The 20,995-nt window shown below is 63.1% G+C and carries 20 protein-coding genes; 9 read left to right on the forward strand and 11 right to left on the reverse strand.

Annotation, left to right across the window (positions count from 1 at the left end; all coding sequences use genetic code 11):
- Window positions 1-96: 96 nt before the first annotated feature.
- The 3 genes from ACTEK7_RS04450 (at window position 97) to ACTEK7_RS04460 (ending at window position 4,316) form a co-directional block, all read left to right on the forward strand.
- Window positions 97-957 carry a LysR substrate-binding domain-containing protein gene (locus tag ACTEK7_RS04450; RefSeq protein WP_036000125.1) on the forward strand — a complete coding sequence of 287 codons (861 nt, stop codon included), beginning with the start codon at window positions 97-99 and terminating at the stop codon, window positions 955-957.
- A gap of 579 nt (window positions 958-1,536) precedes the next feature.
- Complete coding sequence (locus ACTEK7_RS04455; protein ID WP_225146720.1) at window positions 1,537-2,508, forward strand: ABC transporter substrate-binding protein; 972 nt, start codon at window positions 1,537-1,539, stop codon at window positions 2,506-2,508.
- An 8-nt stretch (window positions 2,509-2,516) separates the two neighbouring features.
- Window positions 2,517-4,316 carry a cache domain-containing protein gene (locus tag ACTEK7_RS04460; protein ID WP_225146719.1) on the forward strand — a complete coding sequence of 600 codons (1,800 nt, stop codon included), beginning with the start codon at window positions 2,517-2,519 and terminating at the stop codon, window positions 4,314-4,316.
- 19 nt (window positions 4,317-4,335) lie between these two features.
- On the opposite strand, the gene ACTEK7_RS04465 is transcribed toward ACTEK7_RS04460, so the two are convergent.
- Complete coding sequence (locus tag ACTEK7_RS04465) at window positions 4,336-5,235, reverse strand: DMT family transporter (protein WP_057029046.1); 900 nt, start codon at window positions 5,233-5,235, stop codon at window positions 4,336-4,338.
- A 768-nt stretch (window positions 5,236-6,003) separates the two neighbouring features.
- Between ACTEK7_RS04465 and ACTEK7_RS04470 the strand changes: the two genes are divergently transcribed.
- The 3 genes from ACTEK7_RS04470 to ACTEK7_RS04480 all read left to right on the forward strand — a co-directional run bounded on the left by ACTEK7_RS04470 (window position 6,004) and on the right by ACTEK7_RS04480 (window position 11,393).
- Window positions 6,004-9,774, forward strand: a complete 3,771-nt coding sequence (locus tag ACTEK7_RS04470; protein ID WP_225146718.1) for a vitamin B12-dependent ribonucleotide reductase — start codon at window positions 6,004-6,006, stop codon at window positions 9,772-9,774.
- A gap of 87 nt (window positions 9,775-9,861) precedes the next feature.
- Window positions 9,862-10,587 (forward strand): hypothetical protein, encoded by a 726-nt coding sequence (locus ACTEK7_RS04475; RefSeq protein ID WP_225146717.1) that lies wholly within the window; start codon window positions 9,862-9,864, stop codon window positions 10,585-10,587.
- A gap of 290 nt (window positions 10,588-10,877) precedes the next feature.
- The gene (locus ACTEK7_RS04480; RefSeq protein WP_225146716.1) at window positions 10,878-11,393 is read left to right on the forward strand and encodes a ParB N-terminal domain-containing protein; all 516 of its coding nucleotides are present in this window, start codon (window positions 10,878-10,880) and stop codon (window positions 11,391-11,393) included.
- A 190-nt stretch (window positions 11,394-11,583) separates the two neighbouring features.
- Here the strand turns inward: ACTEK7_RS04480 and ACTEK7_RS04485 are convergent, their stop codons facing one another.
- Window positions 11,584-11,850 carry a DUF2312 domain-containing protein gene (locus ACTEK7_RS04485; RefSeq protein ID WP_225146715.1) on the reverse strand — a complete coding sequence of 89 codons (267 nt, stop codon included), beginning with the start codon at window positions 11,848-11,850 and terminating at the stop codon, window positions 11,584-11,586.
- 44 nt (window positions 11,851-11,894) lie between these two features.
- Between ACTEK7_RS04485 and ACTEK7_RS04490 the strand changes: the two genes are divergently transcribed.
- Complete coding sequence (locus tag ACTEK7_RS04490; protein WP_225146714.1) at window positions 11,895-12,680, forward strand: phasin family protein; 786 nt, start codon at window positions 11,895-11,897, stop codon at window positions 12,678-12,680.
- Between the two features lie 190 nt (window positions 12,681-12,870).
- Here the strand turns inward: ACTEK7_RS04490 and ACTEK7_RS04495 are convergent, their stop codons facing one another.
- Complete coding sequence (locus tag ACTEK7_RS04495; protein WP_225113958.1) at window positions 12,871-13,173, reverse strand: hypothetical protein; 303 nt, start codon at window positions 13,171-13,173, stop codon at window positions 12,871-12,873.
- Window positions 13,174-13,471: 298 nt separating this feature from the next.
- Here ACTEK7_RS04495 and ACTEK7_RS04500 point away from each other — a divergent pair, with 298 nt between their 5' ends.
- Window positions 13,472-14,485 (forward strand): hypothetical protein, encoded by a 1,014-nt coding sequence (locus ACTEK7_RS04500; RefSeq protein WP_225146713.1) that lies wholly within the window; start codon window positions 13,472-13,474, stop codon window positions 14,483-14,485.
- Window positions 14,486-14,521: 36 nt separating this feature from the next.
- On the opposite strand, the gene ACTEK7_RS04505 is transcribed toward ACTEK7_RS04500, so the two are convergent.
- From ACTEK7_RS04505 to ACTEK7_RS04535, 7 genes are all read right to left on the reverse strand, one after another.
- Window positions 14,522-15,025 carry a hypothetical protein gene (locus tag ACTEK7_RS04505; RefSeq protein ID WP_225146712.1) on the reverse strand — a complete coding sequence of 168 codons (504 nt, stop codon included), beginning with the start codon at window positions 15,023-15,025 and terminating at the stop codon, window positions 14,522-14,524.
- A 288-nt stretch (window positions 15,026-15,313) separates the two neighbouring features.
- Window positions 15,314-16,354 (reverse strand): acyl-CoA desaturase, encoded by a 1,041-nt coding sequence (locus tag ACTEK7_RS04510; RefSeq protein ID WP_225146711.1) that lies wholly within the window; start codon window positions 16,352-16,354, stop codon window positions 15,314-15,316.
- Between the two features lie 221 nt (window positions 16,355-16,575).
- On the reverse strand, window positions 16,576-16,857 hold the full coding sequence (locus ACTEK7_RS04515) for a hypothetical protein (RefSeq protein ID WP_109143935.1): 282 nt from the start codon (window positions 16,855-16,857) through the stop codon (window positions 16,576-16,578).
- A gap of 260 nt (window positions 16,858-17,117) precedes the next feature.
- The gene (locus ACTEK7_RS04520; RefSeq protein WP_225133103.1) at window positions 17,118-17,765 is read right to left on the reverse strand and encodes a cell envelope biogenesis protein TolA; all 648 of its coding nucleotides are present in this window, start codon (window positions 17,763-17,765) and stop codon (window positions 17,118-17,120) included.
- A gap of 96 nt (window positions 17,766-17,861) precedes the next feature.
- Window positions 17,862-18,266: a VOC family protein gene (locus ACTEK7_RS04525; protein ID WP_057029035.1), complete on the reverse strand. Its 405-nt coding sequence runs from the start codon at window positions 18,264-18,266 to the stop codon at window positions 17,862-17,864.
- A gap of 236 nt (window positions 18,267-18,502) precedes the next feature.
- The gene (locus tag ACTEK7_RS04530) at window positions 18,503-18,862 is read right to left on the reverse strand and encodes a c-type cytochrome (protein ID WP_225133101.1); all 360 of its coding nucleotides are present in this window, start codon (window positions 18,860-18,862) and stop codon (window positions 18,503-18,505) included.
- Window positions 18,863-18,955: 93 nt separating this feature from the next.
- A complete protein-coding gene (locus tag ACTEK7_RS04535) occupies window positions 18,956-19,408 on the reverse strand; it encodes a pyridoxamine 5'-phosphate oxidase family protein (protein ID WP_225133100.1) in 453 nt (150 codons plus the stop codon).
- 233 nt (window positions 19,409-19,641) lie between these two features.
- Between ACTEK7_RS04535 and ACTEK7_RS04540 the strand changes: the two genes are divergently transcribed.
- Complete coding sequence (locus ACTEK7_RS04540; RefSeq protein ID WP_225133099.1) at window positions 19,642-19,992, forward strand: zinc ribbon domain-containing protein YjdM; 351 nt, start codon at window positions 19,642-19,644, stop codon at window positions 19,990-19,992.
- 6 nt (window positions 19,993-19,998) lie between these two features.
- On the opposite strand, the gene ACTEK7_RS04545 is transcribed toward ACTEK7_RS04540, so the two are convergent.
- Window positions 19,999-20,913 carry a DMT family transporter gene (locus tag ACTEK7_RS04545; RefSeq protein WP_036022852.1) on the reverse strand — a complete coding sequence of 305 codons (915 nt, stop codon included), beginning with the start codon at window positions 20,911-20,913 and terminating at the stop codon, window positions 19,999-20,001.
- Between the last annotated feature and the right edge of the window lie 82 nt (window positions 20,914-20,995).

Here is a 20,995-nt window from a genome sequence, read left to right on the forward strand (position 1 = left end):
CTCGACGCTGTCTTCGATGCAGAAGTTAGGTGACCAGTATTGATTATAGAAACGATATTTTGTAATATGATTGATCATGAATTTGGATCAATCGGCATGCTGGAATTCGAGCTTTTGCGTTCCTTTGTTGCCGTCGCGGATTGCGGCGGCTTCCACCGCGCCGCCGAACGGCTCAATCTGACGCAGTCGACCATCAGCCAGCAGGTCAAGCGATTGGAGCTTGAAACCAAACGTCCGCTGTTCCGGCGCACGACCCGCAGCGTCGCGCTGACCGACGATGGAGAGATGCTGCTGGGTGACGCCCGTCGTCTGTTGCAACTCGAGGAGGCGGCCCGCCATCGCCTGTCAGCGCCGCGCTTGTCAGGAGCCGTGCGTCTTGGAGTGGTCGAGGAAGTCGCCGGCGGCTCGCTGCCATCGGCGCTGGGACGCTTCGCCATGTTGCACGCGAGCGTGAAGCTCGAGGTGCAGATCGGCGTTAGTGCGGAATTGATCGAGCAGTTGAACAAGGGACGACTCGACGTCGTGTTCGCTAAGCGTCCGCTCGGTACGTCGCGTGGGCGCCTGGTCTGGCGCGAACCCATGGTCTGGGCCGCCGCCGACGCGTTTGATCTGGTTCCGGGCGCGGTGCTGCCGCTGGCGCTCTATCGCGAGCGGTCAGTATCGCGTGAGGCAGCGCTCGCCGCGCTAAATGACAGCGAACTGACGTGGGAGATCATCTATACCAGCCCCAGCCTGACAGGTGTGCGCGCGGCGGCGCTCGCTGGTCTCGCCATCACGCCGCTTCCCGCGAGCGCGGTCATTGCAGGTTTGCGCATTCTGGGATCGCAAGAGGGGCTGCCGCGCCTTCCTGACCTTGAGTTCGCAATCTATGAGAAAGCCCGGCCCGAAAAGGCCGCGGCGGCGCTGGCCGCAGCGCTTCTGGCACTTGGGCAATCGCCAGCGCGCCCGACGATTTAGCGCCATATGTTCCGTTGCGGGTCCAAACCCCAGGGTACAGATTGGTTCATCTCGCAATGATGAGGATCCGTCAGGCGGTATTGAGCGCATCGGTCTCATGACGGCTCTGGGTCACAAGCAGTGATGCTCTGGCAGATCAGAATATCTCCGCTCGTCCCTCAGGAGCGAACATTGCCTTTATGAACCCCTAGCCCGTATGAGTACACGCGCTAGCCCGTGAGTTGCCGAGGGCGCTGCAGTCACCCAATCTGTGAGGTCGTGGGCACTGGCGCAGGATGTGAGTTCCAACTGTCCTTTTGAGGCCATAGCTAGCCCGGATCCGCGCTGGAGGTGTTCGGACACCGCGCGATGCAACGCGTAAGGCCGTTTTGGTCTTAACCGGGCCGGTCTCAAGTAAAAATCAAGCGCATCTCAAGGACAAATCGTCTCGCCAGCCCAGTCTCTGAGCATGCTCACGAGGACAAATGTCGGAGCCGGTGGCGCGACAGTCCGCTTGCGGAGCGCAACAGTCATCAGACGCACAGCTAGGATCTTGGTCTGCGGCCGGAACTGCAAGGCCCAGCTTCGACAGGTGCTCGCATGAAAAGAAGAGAGTTCATCTTGTTGATCGGTGGAGGACTGGCCTGGCCTGCGATCGCACGGGCGCAGGGCGGAGCCAAGCTGCATCGAATCTTCTGGGTCTCGACTGAGTCCGAACCGGATCCCTTCCTGGACGGCTTTCGCGATGGAATGCGCGCCCTGGGATATGTCGAAGGCAAGACCGTAACCTTCGAGACGCATTATGCCCCTGGAAATCCGCAGGCACTGCGCAAGATCGTCTCCGAGTTGCAGCGAGGGGATGTCGAGCTTGTGGTCTCGAGCGGTCCGGCGACACGCGGCATGACTGCAATCACCGACATCCCAGTGCTGTTTGCATTGAGCGGCGACCCCGTCGCTTTGGGTGTGGTGAAGAGCCTTGCTCACCCCGGCACCAATTTCACCGGCAGCACATTCCTGTCGCTCGAGCTGGCAGGAAAGCGCGTTGAGCTGCTCAAGGACATTTATCCAAAGCTGCGAAAACTGGCGGTCCTCTCGAACACGGATCATCCGGGAGAGCCGCTGGAATGGCGTGCGACGTTGGAGTCGTGCCGAAACCTTGGGATAGAGGCAGCCTACGTTCCGTTCTGCGGCGCGCGCGAAATCGAGAATGGGTTGAAGGCTGCCGGCAAGGTGGACGCGGATGCTCTCCTCGTGTTTCCCGATGCTGTGACGCTGGTGCATCGTGCGAAGATTGCGGAGCTTGCAATTGCGCACCGGCTGCCTTCGATGTTTGGCTGGTCTGAATATTGTGACGCTGGAGGTCTCTTGAGTTACGGCGCAAACCAGCGCACGACCTATTTTCGGCTTGCCACTTATGCCGATCGCATCCTGCGCGGTGAATATCCGTCAGATCTTCCGGTGATGCGTCCCGAGAAGTTTGAACTGGCAATCAATATGAAGACAGCCAGGCTTCTGGGTATCAAGCTGGATGTGTCGTCGATCCTGTTTCGCGCCAGCAAGGTGATCTCCTGAGAGTAGCTATGAAGGACGGTGCTGCGCAGCCCTCTTCGTGTACGATGCCTCCGCGTCGCTCGCTGTTCTGCAAGTACTTCGCGACGTTGTTTGTCGCTGCGGTCGTGCCTCTGATACTCGGCGCGGCCGTCGAGGCTTCTTTCGGTTACCGAGACCAGCGTCGCCAGATCAGCGCGGTGCTGCAGGCCGATGCTCGCGCGGCGTCCGACAGGATCGAGGCGTTCACCGATGGCATGCGAGATCAGCTGGGTTGGATGGTGCAGCTTCCCTGGTCTGCCGGAGACGATGCGCAACATAAGATCGATGCCTTGCGTCTCCTCCAGCAGGTGCCTGCAATCGTTTCGGTTTCGCTTCTGGATGAGACCGGCACCGAACGGGTCTTTGTTTCCAGGCTGCTTCTGAACAGGACCGGGCGCGGCATCGATATGTCTGCGGATCCCGCTGTTCTGGGCGCACGCGGCAACAAAGTCTGGTACGGACCGGTTCAGTACCAGCAAGATTCAGAGCCCTATATGAGGATCGCGGTTGCCGGGAGCCTGCCGGCCGCAGGGGTTGCGATCGCCGAGGTCAATCTGAAGCTGATCTGGGATGTCATCGCAGCCATTAGAATCGGCGAGACCGGCTACGCCATTGTCGTCGATGATTCCGGTCATCTGATCGCACATCCCGATATCAGCCGGGTTCTGCGCGGCCGCGCCAGCTCCGGCAGTTTTGGCCGGATCAAGCATCTCGTTGGCGCGGCAAGCGGAGCGGCGGTGATAACCGGGGAGCGAGGCAACCCGGTGGTGGCGCTATCCGTTCAGGCCGCCGATGTGGGATGGACGGTGATCGCGATGCAGCCAACCGCGGAAGCCTTTGCATCAATTCGGGCGGCCTTGTGGCGCTCGTCAATTCTCATTGCCTTTGGTGTTCTTGTCGCGCTGGCGCTCGCCTATTGGCGCGCGCACAGAATGTCCGGTCCGATCAAGCAACTGGAAGAGGGCGTGGAGCGGATCAGAACCGGACAATTCGAGCATCGTATCAAAATCTTCAGCGGTGACGAGTTGCAGCAGCTGGCGTTGCGCTTCAATGAGATGGCTTCTGAACTGGCGATCTCGCAGCAGAAATCTGCGCGGATCGAACGGCTGAAGCAGTTCCTGCCATCACAGGTCGCCGAATTGGTCGAACATTCTCACGAACTGCTCGAAGGGCAGCGACGTGAAGTGGCTGTCATTTTTGGCGACTTGCGCGGCTTCACGGCGTTCTCCACTCGCAATGAACCCGATGTCATCATGGCCGTCATGCGAGAGTACTACGAGGCCGTCGGCGCCGTGACGACTCGTCACGAGGCAACGCTCATCGGCTTTGATGGCGACGGAGTCATGCTGCTGGTCAATGCCCCGATCGCATGCGAACAGCCGGCAACTCAAGCGGTCCGCCTCGCGATCGACCTGCAAATGACGGTTCAGGCCCTTGCCGGCAAATGGTGTGACGCCGGCCACGCGATCGGCTTTGGTGTGGGCGTTGCCATGGGACCGGCAACGGTAGGAACGGTCGGTTACAACGGTCGGCTGGATTACACGGCGATGGGAGCCGTGGTGAATTTGGCGTCGCGGCTCTGTAATCTCGCAAAGGACGCGCAGATCCTGGCTGATCCCACGATCGCTGGAAGGGTAAGGGATAGCGTCCCGATGGCATCGCTCGGACAGCGGACCATCAAAGGCTACGACCAGGCTCTCGAGGTCTTTGCCGTCGCACCTGCTGACCTTCCGTCGAAACTGCCGGGCTTGGCACAACGGAGGCGAGAGAAAGAGGCTCAGGACCACTGATAACCCGGCGTCCGGACGGCTACCCCCGTGTCGCCAGCACCACCGCGGCCAGCGTAAACACCAGCCCCGCGATCTGCCCTGCCCCGAGCGGCTCGCCAAGCGCGACCGCCGAGGCCACGACGCCGATCACCGGCACCGCCATGGTGCCGATCGCGGCGACCGAGGCCGGCAGGCGCGCCAGTGCTGCGAACCAGCTGACATAGGCGATGCAGAACTGCCCGACGACCGAATAGACCAACAGCCACCAGCCGAGCGGCGTCACATGCGACAAATGCGTCGTCTCGATCAGGAGGCCGACGATCGAGATCGGCAGGCAGCCGATCCCGATCTGCCAGGCTGCCGCCGCGAGCGGCGGCAGGTGAATCGGGTACTTCTTTGAGAGCACGGTGCCGAGGGCAAAGCCGAACGCACCGACCAGCACCATGATGATGCCCGGCAGCTTTTCCGTGCTGGCGGCAAGGCCGTTGCCCCCCATGATCGAGGCAAGCCCTGCGAAAGCCAGCACCAGCCCAAGCGTGCGCAAGACCGTCGGCCGCTCGCCCAGGACCGGCCAGGCGAGGATCGAGGCCCAGACCGGCATCGTATAGGCGATCAGCGCCGCCTCGCTCGCCGGCAGCCAGAGCAGTGCCAGCCCCATCAGCACCATCCAGCAGGTGACGTTGAGCGCGGCCGAGGTGAGCAGGCGCGGCCAGATCGCGCCCTCCACGTATAGGCTTTGCCGCCGGATCACCGCAAGCAGCGCCAGCAGCAGTGCGCCGAGCACACCGGTGACCCCGCGCAGTGTCAGAGGCGGCAGCTCGGCAAGTAGGAATTTCGTCACCGGCCAGTTGAAGCCCCAGCCGATCGAGGTGATCGCAAGGAACATCAGGCCGGCCGGGGCGATGCGCGGCCGCACGCCCGGCGTCGTCGAATCAAGCATGTCGGCTAGTCCGGCAAATCGGGCGGTCACCTTGGCCCGGATTCGCGGGTCCCACCACCGCTTTGGCGGGCATGCCTGCCCTCACCGTCCGTAGGGCTACGTGAGTCCTGCTGACGCAATCCCATTGCTCAAAAATATACCTGCCCTGTGAACAGCGGGATGAAGGCCCCGCGTCATCACGGCATGCAAATTTTTTCAGTTGGGAATCCCTGAGGACTCACTGATACTTGGGTCCACGACAGGCGCGGCGAAGACCCCTGTTATCCCCCGCAATCCACCATATTTAGTATTTGATTCAGGAACTCGCACTAGTTCTTGACGGGCGCAGCGGAGAGTCCTAGCTTTCGGTCCGTTCGGCGCGAGTGAGTTTGCGTCCCGCCGGCACTCCCCCAAAGGGTCTCGCAAATTTCAGCTCCGCCAGCCGGCCAAAGGCTGCGGATGAGGGCTTGTCTGCCCTCGGAATGCAGGCTCTTCGGGGCGCCAGAACGGGCCGACAACAGGCTCGGATGGCATCGATGACGAAGTGACGTTGTGGGGCGTTGAACGCATGTCGCGCACATCCCCTTGGGGGCGGATGGGTGTGGACATGCCGGCGGGATGATCGATGCGACGCATCGAGCTCGCGCCGGGAAAAAACAGGGCCGGATCCACCGGCTGAACTGCGGTGCTCAAAGGCCGAACGGCCGAAGGCAACGCGAGATGCAATGACGACCCGGCACGCCCTCAACGAGGGGCGGGACCGGTCAAAGAAAAGGACGGGGCAAGACCATGCGGATTGAGCGGCGCCACACCACTTCGGGACAGTCACCTTATGCGGGTATAGAATTCCGCCTGACCACGTCGGAGATTCGCAATCCAGACGGCTCGGTCGTGTTCAAGCTTGATAACGTCGAGGTGCCGAGCGAGTGGTCGCAGGTCGCCTCCGACGTGCTGGCCCAGAAATATTTCCGCAAAGCCGGCGTTGCCGCGCGCCTGAAGAGGATAGAGGAGGAATCCGTCCCCTCCTTCCTGTGGCGCTCCGTGCCCGACACCGACGCGCTCAATGCGCTGCCCGAGAAGGAGCGCTATGTCAGCGAGCTCTCGGCCAAGCAGGTGTTCGACCGCCTCGCCGGCTGCTGGACCTATTGGGGCTGGAAGGGCGGCTATTTTACCAGCGACGACGACGCCCAGGCCTTCTATGACGAGCTCCGCTACATGCTCGCCATGCAGATGGTCGCGCCGAACTCGCCGCAATGGTTCAACACCGGCCTGCACTGGGCCTATGGCATCGACGGCCCCGGCCAGGGCCATTATTACGTCGACCCCTTCACGGGCAAGCTGACCAAGTCCAAGTCGGCGTACGAGCATCCGCAGCCGCATGCCTGCTTCATCCAGGGCGTGGGCGACGACCTCGTCAACGAGGGCGGCATCATGGACCTCTGGGTCCGCGAAGCCCGCCTGTTCAAGTACGGCTCCGGCACCGGCTCCAACTTCTCGCGCCTGCGCGGCGAGGGCGAAAAGCTCTCCGGCGGCGGCCGCTCCTCGGGCCTGATGAGCTTCCTCAAGATCGGCGACCGCGCCGCCGGCGCGATCAAGTCGGGCGGCACCACGCGCCGCGCGGCCAAGATGGTCGTCGTCGATGTCGATCACCCCGACATCGAGACCTATATCGACTGGAAGGTGAAGGAGGAGCAGAAGGTCGCCGCCCTCGTCACGGGATCCAAGATCAACCAGAAGCACCTCAAGGCGGTGCTGAAGGCCTGCGTCAACTGCGAAGGTTCGGGCGACGATTGCTTCGACCCCGAGAAGAACCCTGCCCTCCGCCGCGAGATCAAGCTCGCGCGCCGCAGCCTCGTGCCCGACAATTACATCAAGCGCGTCATCCAGTTCGCCAAGCAAGGCTACAAGGACATCCAGTTCGACACCTACGACACCGACTGGGATAGCGAAGCCTATCTCACCGTTTCAGGCCAGAACTCCAACAACTCGGTCTCGCTGAAGGACGACTTCCTGCGCGCGGTCGAGACCGACGGCGACTGGAATCTCAACGCCCGCACCTCGAAGAAGGTGACGAAGACGCTGAAGGCGCGCGACCTCTGGGAGAAGATCGGCTACGCCGCCTGGGCCTCGGCCGATCCCGGCCTGCACTTCAACACCACGATGAACGACTGGCATACCTGCAAGGCGTCCGGCGACATCCGCGCGTCGAATCCGTGCTCGGAATACATGTTCCTGGACGACACGGCCTGCAACCTCGCCTCGGCGAACCTGCTGACGTTCTACAACACCGACACCAAGCGCTTCGACGTCGAGGGCTATGAGCATCTGTGCCGGCTCTGGACCATCGTGCTGGAAATCTCCGTGATGATGGCGCAGTTCCCGTCGAAGGCGATCGCCGAGCTCTCCTACGAGTTCCGCACGCTCGGCCTCGGCTACGCCAATATCGGCGGCCTGCTGATGACCATGGGCCTGCCCTATGACAGCAAGGAAGGCCGCGCGCTCTGCGGCGCCCTCACTGCAGTCATGACCGGCATCACCTACAAAACCTCGGCCGAGATCGCTGCTGAACTGGGCACCTTCCCCGGCTACAAGAAGAACGCCGCGCACATGCTGCGCGTGATCCGCAACCACCGCCGCGCCGCGCATGGCCAGTCCAACGGCTATGAAGCGCTCAGCGTCAACCCGGTGCCGCTCGACCTCGTCTCCTGCCCGCAAGCAGACCTCGTCAGCCATGCCCAGGCAGCCTGGGATGCAGCGCTCGAGCTCGGCGAGAAGCACGGCTATCGCAACGCCCAGACCACTGTCATCGCGCCGACCGGCACGATCGGCCTCGTCATGGATTGCGACACCACCGGCATCGAGCCGGACTTCGCGCTCGTCAAGTTCAAGAAGCTCGCCGGCGGCGGCTACTTCAAGATCATCAACCGCGCCGTGCCGGCCGCGCTGCGTGCGCTCGGCTATCGCGAGAGCGAGATTGCGGAAATCGAGGCCTACGCCGTCGGCCACGGCTCGCTGGCGAACGCCCCCGGCATCAACGTCACCACGCTGAAGGCCAAGGGTTTCACCGATGAAGCCATCGCCAAGGTCGAGAAGGCCCTGCCGACCGCCTTCGACATCAAGTTCGCCTTCAACAAGTGGACCTTTGGCGAGGATTTCATCCGCGACCAGCTCGGCATCGGCGCCGAGGCGATCGCAGCCCCCGGCTTCGACCTGCTCCAGGCCGTCGGCTTCACCAAGCGCGAGATCGAGGCGGCCAACGTCCACATCTGCGGCGCGATGACGGTGGAAGGTGCCCCGCACCTCAAGGCCGAGCACTATCCGGTGTTCGACTGCGCCAATCCCTGCGGCAAGATCGGCAAGCGCTATCTGTCGGTCGAGAGCCACATCCGCATGATGGCGGCGGCGCAGCCCTTCATCTCGGGCGCGATCTCCAAGACCATCAACATGCCGAACGACGCCACGGTGGAGGACTGCAAGTCCGCCTACATGCTGTCGTGGAAACTCGCATTGAAGGCCAACGCGCTCTATCGCGACGGCTCAAAACTCTCCCAGCCGCTCAACTCGCAGCTCATCAGCGACGATGAGGACGAGGACGATGCGGTCGAGCTGCTGCATGAAAAGCCGATGGCGGCCCGCGCCGCGCATGTGGCCGAAAAGGTCGTCGAGAAGCTGGTCGAGCGCATCGTCGTGATGCGCGAGCGCGAGAAGATGCCGGATCGCCGCAAGGGCTACACCCAGAAGGCGGTCGTCGGCGGACATAAAGTCTATCTCCGCACCGGCGAATACGATGACGGCCGTCTCGGCGAGATCTTCATCGACATGCACAAGGAAGGCGCAGCGCTCCGCTCCTTCATCAACAACTTCGCCATCGCGGTGTCGCTCGGCCTGCAATACGGCGTGCCGCTCGACGAATATGTCGACGCCTTCACCTTCACCCGCTTCGAGCCGGCGGGCCCCGTGCAGGGCAACGACAGCATCAAGTACGCGACCTCGATCCTGGACTACGTCTTCCGCGAGCTCGCGGTGAGCTATCTCTCGCGCTTCGATCTCGCCCACGTCGATCCCAATGAGACGGGCTTTGACGCGCTCGGCAAGGGCGTCGAGGAAGGCAAGGAGCCGGACGAGGACGGCGGCCAGCACGCGACCAAGCTTGTCTCGCGCGGCCTCACCCGCTCGCGCACGGACAACCTCGTCGTGATGCGCGGCGGCTCGGCCGCGGTCAGCCAAGGCAACGACAGCGCGCCATCAGGCGGCAGCCGGGTCACCGCGCTGGCCGCCCACGGCGCTAGCGCCCGCGTCGGCGACGCCATCGAAGGCGCCGTCGCGCTGAAGCAGGAAGCCCAGCACGATCTGTCTCCGACGGAGAAGCTTGAGCAGCTGCAGTGGAGCAAGGCCGGCACCGCCGCGACCGCCGCTCCGACCAAGGCCGAGCGCCGCGCGGAAGCCAAGGCCAAGGGCTACGAGGGCGAGATGTGCTCGGAGTGCGGCAACTTCACGCTGGTGCGGAATGGGACGTGCATGAAGTGCGATACGTGCGGGAGCACGACGGGGTGCAGCTAGCCGCCATCGAAGATGATGTAGCGTCTATCAACGCACGAGCCGCTCGCGTGGGCGGCTCGTTGCTTCTCGCGAGACATAGAGGCAACAATGGAGGATACGGCAAGATCACTCCTGTCGTTCGTCGGCCTAGTTTTAGGAGCCGGCGGTGGGGTTGCCGTTGTTGCCTACGGGTTGCTTCGCTTCTTCGGCGAAAAATGGATGAACGCCAAGTTCGAGGAACGATTGGCGGCATTTAAGCACGCTCAAGAGAAGGAACTGGAAGAGCTGCGTTACAGGATCAACGCGCTCATGGACCGTACCGTAAAACTCCATCAGAAAGAATTTGATGTGATCCCGGAAGCGTGGGGCAAGCTCATTACTTCCCACGGGGTAGTTACAGCTATCACGTCTGCTTTCCAGCAGTATCCGGATCTTGATCGAACTAGCGACTCTCAGCTCGACGAATTTCTCCAGGACAGCTTTATGGCCAAATGGCAAAAGGAAGAAATTCGTCTTACAGAAAAGAAAACTGATTATTATCGAAAGGCCCTCACCTGGCACAAAGTTGCCGAAGCCAGAGAGGCCTGCCGCGAGTTTCACGTTTATTTTCGTAGGAACGGCATATTCGTCCCTGAACCGATCAAGTCTCAGTTCGTCCAACTTGATAAGCTAACCTACGATGCACTTATCGAATACGAACTCAATGAACGGGAAGAGATTCGTCCCCGTCTTCGCAAGGCTGTCGACGCACTTGCCGAAGCAAAAGACATAATGATCTCACTCGAAAAAAACGTTCAGGATAGACTCTGGAATATGAACAAGGCCGCTGGTTGACGGCCCACTCAGGCCGTCAACTGCAGCCTATCCTACGAGCTGCTGTTTCGCTCATAGTGGAATATATCCCTATCGTTTCGCCAATAGGGTCCTCCGCTATCAGCTGACCTCCGCTGACTTTCACGTGCGCTCCGGATTGAGTGCCCTCCGTGATCGCATCTCGGTTCCGGCTTCGATGCTCATCAATAACCCCACCGCCGAAATTGCCCTTGCGGTCGCCCTCTTCCCTCCTAAACTCCTAATCCCACCGGCATGGGTTCCGACGGGCCCGACAGAAACGGAGTCAACTTATGCCCAAACCGGAAAGCTTCCCGATCGAGAAGATCTTCGTTCCCACGAAGCAGAGGAAAGCGATCAAGCCCGAGACCGTCGCGGAGATTGCGGAAAGTATTCTGGAGATCGGACAACAGGCCCCCATTTCCGTTCAGCGCGACGGAGACCGCCTCGTTCTGGTTGAGGGACTGCATCGGTTAGAGGCCTGCAAGGCGCTCGGCGAGCAGACCATTCTGGGTGTCCTTGTTACGGCCGAGCTTGCTCAGCACAAGCCGCAGCTCGCCGAGCGACCCGAAGTCGAGGCAGAGCGCATCAAGATGGCGCGATTGAAGCAGTTGCGCCTCGAGAAGGAAGCGGCGGAGGCATCGATGGCGGCGTTGAGAAGCGTCAGCGCCACGCACGCACCGCGCAGCAATTCGGCGAAAGGCGTGCGCGACAATCCGAAGGCATCACCGGGCCGGATGGCGAAATCCAAACCGAAATCATTGTCGGACTGGATCACGCAGCAGAAGGGCAGCGGCGGTCGCTATTGATGACCGACGCCGTCGTTCCGGGGCGCGCCCTTGGGCGCGAGCCCGGAATCCATCGGGCGGCATGACAGGTGGCGCGATGGATTCCGGGTTCGCGCTTCGCGCGCCCCGGAATGACGGTGCTTTACTTAGGGCTGTTGCCACCGCATGACGGCCGCAATCCCAGGGATCGCGGCCATCTCTCCCTCATCGATCACGCCGCCTTCGCCTGCTCCGGCGAGGCCGTCTCCATCGCGCGCATGTAGAGGTCGAGCAGGCTTTCGCGCTCGTCGCGCTCGCTCTTGTCTTCCTTGCGCAGCTTGATGATCTCCTTGAGGATCTTCACGTCGAAACCCTCGCCCTTGGCTTCCGCAAAGACTTCCTTCTTCTGTTCGCTCAACTCCTGCATCTCGCTGTCGAGGTTTTCGATCCGCTCGACGAAGGAACGGATCTTGCCGCCGGGAATGGTAATGTCGGACATGGTGCCTCCTCGCTGACTGAGGTCGTGAAAATGCCCGCAAAGAAATGACCAATGTGTTAACCGAGCTGCCGCACCCGATGCCATCGCGCCGCAGCGATACCCGGGACAGGCGGCCACCCCGCAGCTATCTGGATCGGCGGCTTCTTGCCGGCTGCGTCGACGATGCAGCGGCAAAATCTCACCACATGGCCGCCACGCAAGCGACAGCCCACAATCGCGATTTCAGCGCAAACGCGACGGAGGCTCGCGGCTTCATCGATATTCAGGAGCCATTTGCAATGTTGAGTGCGGTGGACAACAAGCCAAGGGGAAAATCCGGCCGGCGCGGCGGCAAGAAGAAGGCGGGGCAACGGACCGGGGCTGGCGAGCAACGCGCAAGTGCCGGGCATCAATCGCCGGATGCCTCGGCGGAGACCAAGCACGAGACCGAGCAAGAGCCGAGCCGACACATCAGTGCGGAGATACCTTCGGCTGCGGCCTTGCCGGACGAGGCTTCCGGGATGGAGCTAGCTGCAAGCCCGCCCGTCGCACCGGTCGAACCCTTCCAGGCCAGCACGCAAGCGATTGCCGACGCCTATAGCGACTACATGAGGACCTCGCTTGAGCAAGCCTGGAGCTTCCTGGGAAAGCTCGCGATGGCGCGCTCACCCGTCGAGGCCTTTGAGCTTCAGATGGCGTACGCGAAACAGGCGTGCGACTCGTTTATCGCCGAATCCCAGAAGATCACCGAGCTGCATGAACAATTGACCAGACAAAGGGTCATGCATCTTGAGGGGTTCGTGGCCAGGCTCACCCAGACCACGCTCGAAATCCGCACGATACGTCACTGACGACGGGTGCACATTGCGGCGCCGCGGGACGCAAGGTGGATTAGCTGGCGGTTGCGCGAAGCGCGGTCCGCCGGCGTAACCCACCACCTCTCCGCGCGCCGAGATGAATGAGGTGGGTTATGCTACGCGACCTGCGCTTTGCGCCGTCGCGGAGCTAACCCACCCTAGGCGCCTGAGGACCGCCTGAAGTTCAGTATCCTGACTTCGTGCCGGTGGTCGACCCGGTGCCCGCGCCTGTGGTTTGACCTGTGGTTTGCCCTGTAGTCCGTCCTGGAGCGTAGCTCGACGCGCCGGGGCTGGTTCTCTTCGAGGACTTCGCGTGCTGCTTCTTCTTGTGTCCCGGAGCGTAGCTGGAAGCGCCCGGCTCGCCCTTCTTGGAACCCATTTGCTGCATCTCATGACCCGGCGTCTTGCTCGATACGCCCTGAGCAAACACGGCTGGGGCTGTAGCCATGACAACGGCAGCCGAAAGCGCGATGATCATTGCTTTCATGTTGTCCTCCTCTGACAAACCCCTCAAAGGAAACGGAATGGACTAGCGCCCGTTCCCGTCAGCGAACGCTCATGGCGCCGCGGGGCTGGACGCCCCTGGGATCGCTTCGATCCGCTCGACTACCCTACGAAATGCGCTTTGCGCAGTCGCGGCGACAACCCATCCTACGCGCTCACGCCGCCCGCTCCCTCGCCCGTCATAATTTCTCCTTTGCACACGCGTTGTGTCTGATAGCAGCGAGACCTATCCTTGATCGGACTGCCTCCCATTGACGCCCGACCGGATGGAGAGCGCATCGATGCCTGACACGAACGACCCCAAGCCTGATACCGGCAAGACCGATAACGCCAAGCCTGATACCGCCAAGCCTGATGCGTCCAAGCCGGACGAGGCGCGCGCCGAGGGTGGGCTGGCGCGGGCCTACGACCGGATCAAGAGCGCAGAGGAAGACCTCGCGCGGCTGGACCGGCTGGTTTCCGGAATGGAACGGAGCAGCGAAGCCCCGCGGACCTTCCACGCAAGCGCCGCCGCGACGGCAGCCGCCACATCCACAAGCAAGGCGGCGGCGCCTGATGCCAAGTCTCTAAACACCAAGCCACGCAATCAGGGCCTGAGGGGAGACAGGGCCATGATGCGCGCTTTGGCCATTCTCGTGATGGCGATCGGCCTTCTCGGCGCCGCCGTCGCATCGCAATACAGCGACGAGGCGACATCGATCGGCAAGTCCATCATGGCGCGATGGGCTCCACCTGCGAGCGCGCCCCCGCAAGCGTCCGCGGCGGAAAGTCCGGCGCAGCCGGCAACGGTGCTGCTGGCGGCCGCGGATGAGCCGAGCCCGGTGCCTGCGCCGCCGGGGCCCAAGGACACCGAAAGCGCGCCAAAGCCTGCCGCCACGGCGGCCGAGCCGTCATCGTCCGAGCTCGCGCAATCGCTCAATGCCATCACGAGCGAGCTTGCGAACATCAACGGCAAGCTCGAGCAGTTGAAGAGCCGCAGCGAGCAGACCCTGCGCGACCAGGCCGCCACCATCGAGCAGCTCAAGGCCGCGCAGGAGAAGGACGCGGCGGACAATGCGCGCCTCGCCGCGCAGGTCCAGGCGTTGCAAACGCAACTGAGCGCGTCATCGGCGTCATCCGCCTCTGCACCTGCGAAGCCCGTCGCGCGCAGCGTGGTCAACAATGACACGGCTGCGCGTGCCCGGGCGCACCTACCAGACGCCGCGCCACGGCGGACGAGGCCGCCGCCGCGAGGCGGCTGGATGCCGCCGCGCTATATGGCCGACCCTTATTATTACGGCGATCCCGATTGGTGATCCCGCAAGGATTTGACGCCCGACCCTGCGTGCGCCTCAGCGTATCTCGCTCATCGTCACCTTGGCCGCGATCCCCGTCAGCTCGGGCTCTTGCGGCGCAAGCTCCTCATCGGAAGGGCCGACCGAGACTTGAGCCATTCTGCGTTTGACCTGTTCGCAGGTCTTGCGAACGTCTTCGGTGAACAGCGCGCATTCTTCGATACGCTTGAAGATCTTGCGTCCCTCTTCTCGGTAGCCTGCCGCCGTTTCTCGCATGAAGGCGATCGCATCATGAACCTGGGCCGTCAGCGCCTCGCATTTTTGCGCGGCGTCGATCAACTCGGTGCCCATGGCCTCGATCTCTTTTGCAGCGGACTCATAGTCGCGAATGACCGCTTCTGCACTGAGCGCACCGACGCGCGACACGCCCGCGGTGTGCTCCACGTAATCAGGCAGATTAACTGAAGTAATGGAGTTTCCCGACCGGATCGAAGTGATGTCCGCTTCGAGTTGGACCAAGTTCACTCCGTCCCGTCTGTGCAATTGTTCGACACTTGCCATGACTGTCCTCCCAATACGCGCTGAAAACCCCAAGCAGCATTGGGTTTATTACGGGGATAAATGCCGTTCTACCTCTATGTATTCTTGACAGTCTCCACTTTGCCACTTTTACCCAATCGCCAACTCTGCACGCAGAGACGGCGAGCCATCAAACTTCAATTTTTCCGTGCACCTGTTCGAACGCGCGAACCTGACAACGAGTTCGACCGGCACTGTCGTCAACCTCAACGTCCGGCGAACCGCCTGCGCAGCGGAAATCCGCATCGCGCCCGCCATTGGCGGGCACGATTATGTTCCGGGGGCGCGAAGGTCGTCGCCCTCGAAGGCATTCCCGACGGCGGCTGGCGCAGGCTCGCCCGGCCCTGCATCCGCCGCACGTTGGCGGCCGGCACCGCCCGCCGCGAAAATATCATGCACCAGCCCGAGCTTCCCCAATCCCAGAATGATCAACCCGTTGATGTCCACCTCGTACCAAGCGTGCGAGATGTAGGCATCGCGCGGAAAGCGGTGATGGTTGTTGTGCAGCCCTTCGCCAAAGGTGAGCAGCGTGGTCACCAGCTCGTTCGTCGTGCCGTCATGGGTCTCGAAGCGGCGGTAGCCCCAGCGGCCATCGCTGTGGCAGACCGAGTTGACCAGCGAGGTCGCCATCGTCATCAGGTAGCTGCGGAACAGGCCTGAGAACAGGATGCAGCCGATCATCGTGCGCGCGCCGCCGAAGGCATAGCCGATGGCGCCCGGAATGATCAGCGCCGAGAGCGCATACCAGTACCAGCGCGTCCTGGTGAAGAACATCGCGATCGGGTCGGCCAGGATGTCCTTGGCGTAGTAGCTGGCATCGGTGGTCTCGCGGTCCCACACCCAGCCGCCTTGCGCATGCGTCATGCCCTTGGCGAAACTGGTATAGGGATGGCCGCCGCCGTCGTAATAGGGGCTGTGCACGTCGCCGGGCCGGTCGGAGTGCAGATGGTGCCGCCGATGGTTGCTCACCCATTTCAGGATCGAGCCCTGCACCGCCATGGTCGCGAGCGCGGCGAAGATCGTCCGCATCACCGGACCGCAGCGGAAGCTGCGGTGCACGAAGTAGCGATGCATGAAGCCGATGCCGATCGTGGACATGATGAACGTGCCGGCGAAGACCGAAACCTCGACCCAGCCGATGCCTTGCCAGAAGGCCCAGACCAGCGCCGCGACCGAGCCGCCGACCATGATGGCGAACGAGATGTAGGAATCGCGAAACTTGGCCTCGACCACCGGACCTTCGGTCAGCACGCCCGGCGGCATCTTCGGCTCCGCAAGCTGCTCGGATGCCACGCTCTCAACCACGCTCATTTCAGCCGATCCATTTACACTACACTTTTCTGCAGTGCAGCGTACAACCCCTGGTTATCAGAGGCAAGGACCGGAGCGGCCGTAGGAGCACGGGCGGCGCAGCCCCGCCCCTTTCGCTTCTCTGCCGATAGAGAGTGGTGATCATGACGAGCAGGTGCACGTCGTGCCTCTGCTCAGCTCACCCACCCTCATGCGCCGATCAGTTTGGCGTCCGTCGGCCTTCACCACCAATACGGCCAGCGCCATCCCTCATAGCGCACATAGGACGGCACCAAGGGCGGTCCGTAGGGATCGACCCGGTCGTGCTCGGGGCGGTAACGATAGCGTGGCACGATGTTGTAATCCCAAGGCGTCGGCCTCAGCACCGGCGCCGTGATGACGAGCCGCTCTTGCGGCGCGCGAACGACGACGGCTCTCCGCGTCCGGGCTTCGGCGTCCGAGGTTGCAAGGCCGCTCAGCACCAGGGCGGTTCCGAGCGCGCAGGCGGCAGTCATCTTGGTCATGCGTTGGTCTCCTTCGCTTCAAGAGTGCAAAAGGATGCCAGGCGAGGCAAGCAAATTTCGCGCGAGGTGCGGACATAAGCGCTGTGCGCTTTGGCGCTCCGACCTCTCCCCGTCATTGCGAGGAGCACTTGCGACGAAGCAATCCAGAGTCCTTCCGCGGAGGGAGCCTGGATTGCTTCGCTCCGCTCGCAATGACGGCGAGTATGACGCAAGAGTGGTCTGGATGAGCAACAGAACTCCCGGACGTCGGCACCTGCCCCTCACTCGCGCGCGCGGCGCAGCGCCTGATCCAGCTTCTGCCTCTGCTTGTCCCAGCGCTCCTGCTCCGCTTCGGCGCGCGCCTCGAGCGCGGCCCGCTCGGCTTCGATCGCCCCGGCCTTCGCGTCGTGCTCGCGTCTTGCCTTGTCGAGTGCGGCTTCCGCCGCGGCAACCGCCTTGTCGCGCCGCGCACGCTCCTTGGCGCGAGCGGCCTCCTCCTTGGCACGCGCTGCCTCGCGCCGCCGCTCCTCCTTCTCGAAAGCTGCAGCGGCCTTGCGCGCGGCCGCAGCATCGATCTCGCGGGATGCATTCCGGGCCGTCCTGGCGGGACGCGTCTTTGACGTCGGCTTGCTCTTGGCCTTGCTCTTGGACTTGCGCTTGGGCTTGGCCTCGTCCTCGCCGAGATCTGTCGGCAGCTCAGCGCTCTCGGTGTACGGGCCGTTCGAACCCACCGGACGCCTCAGCACCACGCCCGGCTTCGCCATGGTTGCAGCGACGACATCAGGGTCGTCGGTCTCCCTGGCGACACCCTGATGGAACAGATTGGAGCTGGCGCCCCAGGCAGCAAGCGCCGCCTTCATCGAGGGCGCGGCGATCGCCTGATCGTAGAAGCCGAGCGAGGTCTGGTAGGTCTTCAGCTTCTTTGGCATGTCGCTCCGATGTCGGCGCAGCCTTCCGCAGGCGATCGTAGCCCGGATGGAGCAAAGCGCAATCCGGGTGGCTCAGCACGCTCGGCCCGGATTAGGCTACGCACCTTCCAGCAACGCGTCATACCCTTGCGCGCTGAACGCCAACAGACAAAAACCGTGCCCGAACGGATCGGCCAGCATCGCGATCCGCCCATAGGGCGCATCGCTCGCCGGCACTTCCAGGATCGCCCCGGCAGCGAGCGCACGCGCGACAGCGGCGTCGACATCGTCGACGACGACGTCGATATGCATCGGCGTCCAGTGCCGCTCATAACGGCGGCGGTCGCCGCCGGCGCCGATGGTGCCGGCCTGCTTGGTCAAGAGATACACCGGCGCGGGCCAGCCGTTGAGCTCGACGAAGTCGGCGCCGAAGCGACGGCCGACCGAGAGGCCAAAGGCTTCGGTGTAGAACGTCGTGGCTTTCGCCACGTCGGGAACGTCGATGTTGAGGAGAAAGCTCATGAGGGAACTCGTCGCAAGTTGCGAAGCGAGCGTAGCCCGGATGGAGCGCAAGCGTAATCCGGGATGGTGCCGCACCTGACGCCCCCGACCGCGTCCCACGATGTCATCATGCCATTGTTTTGCCCGACGGGTCAACTCTTGTTCGATTTTGCCGAAGTCAGGAAAACCCCGAGCAATTCCATGGGGATGGCTACTGTGCATGGGGTTGTTTTCGCAACACTTGCTTAGGCCGGCCCTCAATTGCGCTTCAGGCTCAGGATATAGGCCGATAGCACCTCGGCCTGCTCCGGCGAGATCACGAGATTCGGCATGGTCTGGTGACTGGTCCGCCAGAACACCTTGAGCGAGAGCGCGGTGGTGCCGTTGCGGTCGGCGATGGATTGGAAGCTCGGTGCCTCGTCGAAGAAGCCGGCCATGTGCGGCTCGATCGCGTGACACGACTGGCACCACGCCTGCGCCAGGCGATGACCTGCGGCGACCGCGCGCGAGCCGGGCCTCGGCGCCCCGGCGGCGGTGTGAACGACGCTGAAGAGAAACAGCACCGACAGCGCGATCAGGACGGCGATGCCGATGGAGATTCGAACATTGTGCGACATCGCCCGACCTCACGGCATTGAATCGTGGAGCAGCTTAGATGTGCACCACGACGCCAGCTTGATCTGCGTCAAGCCAGCTCGCAGCTCGCGTCCTCAGCACGTCACGAGATCGGTGTGGCCGAATCCCTTGGAATAATCGAGCAGCGAGATCACCGTCGGCGTGAGACGGATCAGCCGCACCTCGGATGGCTTCGGCATGGGGAGGCCGATGGCCTTCTGCTCGGGATAGCGCGCCATCAGAAGCGCGATCGCCTTCTCGGCCTCGGCTGGATCGGTCACGGCCACCGCCCGCGCCGCCATGGACAGGCCGGTGATCTCCATCACTTGCGCCGGATCGTCATCGATCGCCAGCGACACGCGGTCGTCGCGAGAGATGTTCTGTGCCTTCTGGCTGTCGGGGCCGCAGAGGAAGTAGATGGTGAAACCTTCGTTGGCATAGCCGACGGTCGTCACTTGCGGCCAGCCATCGGCGCGAAGCGTCGCGATCCGCATCGTGCGGTGCTGGTCCAGCAAGGTCTGGATTTTTCGTCTGAGTGTGTCGTCCATCGCTGCCTCCGGCGGTCATTCCTGAAGACACGATACGATCCCCGCGCGCAGTGCCGTTGATGCAGCTCAACGCGCGCCGGCGATGTCGCCTCATTGAAAGCGTCGGCAAGCATCGCCCGGTGATATCGCACCCGCAGGCGCGGCCAGCCCGCGCTGCTCGCAGCTTTTGCTTGCTTTCCCGGTTCCCGCCTCTACGGTCGCGCCGCGAACGAACGCGCGAGACAAGACCCGTCATGACCGACACGATGAAATGCCCGACCTGCAATTCCGAGCACGCCTATCAGGACCGCGATCTCTGGGTCTGCCCGGAGTGCGGCCATGAATGGAGCGGCGCGGCGGAGGCGGTCGCGGACGCGGCGCAGGATGCGGGCGTGCGCGATGCCAACGGCAATGTGCTCGCCGACGGCGACAGCGTCATCGTGATCAAGGATCTCAAGATCAAGGGCTCGTCCTCGGTCGTCAAGGGCGGCACCAAGGTGCGCAATATCCGCCTGCAGGACGCCAGCGACGGCCACAACATCGCCTGCAAGATCGACGGCATCGGCGCGATGAATCTGAAGTCGGAGTTCGTGAAGAAGGCGTGAGGTCCGCTAGCTTTGCCGCTGCGCCAGGTAGAACCCGCACAGCACCGTCACGAGGCCTGCCGTCTGCAGCATCGTGGGCGGCTCGCCGAGCAGCAGCCAGCCGGTGAGCAGCGTCAGCGCGGGCACGCAGGCCGGAAACACCGCGGCGCGGGCGACGCCGAGACGCTGGACCGAGACGGCGTAGAGATAGAGCGCGGCGGGGCCGGCAAGCACGCCCTGCGCCAGCGCCTGGATCGCGTTCTCGGTCATGCCGATCGACGCAATGTGGGCGAGGCCCACCGTGGCGACGTAGACCGGCACCAGCAGCAGCGACAGCACGTTGATGACCAGCGCCGCCGGCACGGCCGAGACGCGCCAGCGGCGCAGCATCGCGCCGAACCCGGCGAACATGAATCCGGCAAGCACGAAGATGAGATCGCCCTGAATGCCGTCGGCACCGATGTGGCCGATCGATTCCGCACCGATCACGCCGAGGCCTCCGACGATGACGAGCGCGCCGGTCAGGCGCGAGGCGGAGATCCGCTCCTTCAGCACGACCGCCGCGAGCAGGAGGCCGCCGAGCGTGGCGCAAGAGGGCTGGATCACGCTGCCATGGCCGAGCGGGACGAACAGGAAGCCGATGTACGAGATCAGCGACATCACGGGACCACCGAGCACCATCAGCACGAGCCCCCTGCCCCAGCCGATGCCGCAGAGATCGGAGAGTCCGGCGCGCAACACCAGGGGCAGGAATGCGATCCCCGACCAGACATAGCGATGCACCAGCAGATCGACCGGCGTGAAGCCGGCCTTGAGGCCGTGCCGCGTGGCGGCAAAGCCGAGCGCCCAGAACAGCGCTGCGGCAAGCCCGCAGACCACGCCGAGCAGTGCCGGCGCGGTATCCTTCTTCTGAGCGTCGGCGCCGCTCGTCCGCTGATCCATGGATCACTCGATAAGTCGGCGCGCTGAGCCGCTCAACCCACGCGGCTGCAGGGCTGTCACGCGAGGGCGATGCCGACTACGC

It is taken from the genome of Bradyrhizobium sp. JHI2711 (genome assembly GCF_056156565.1).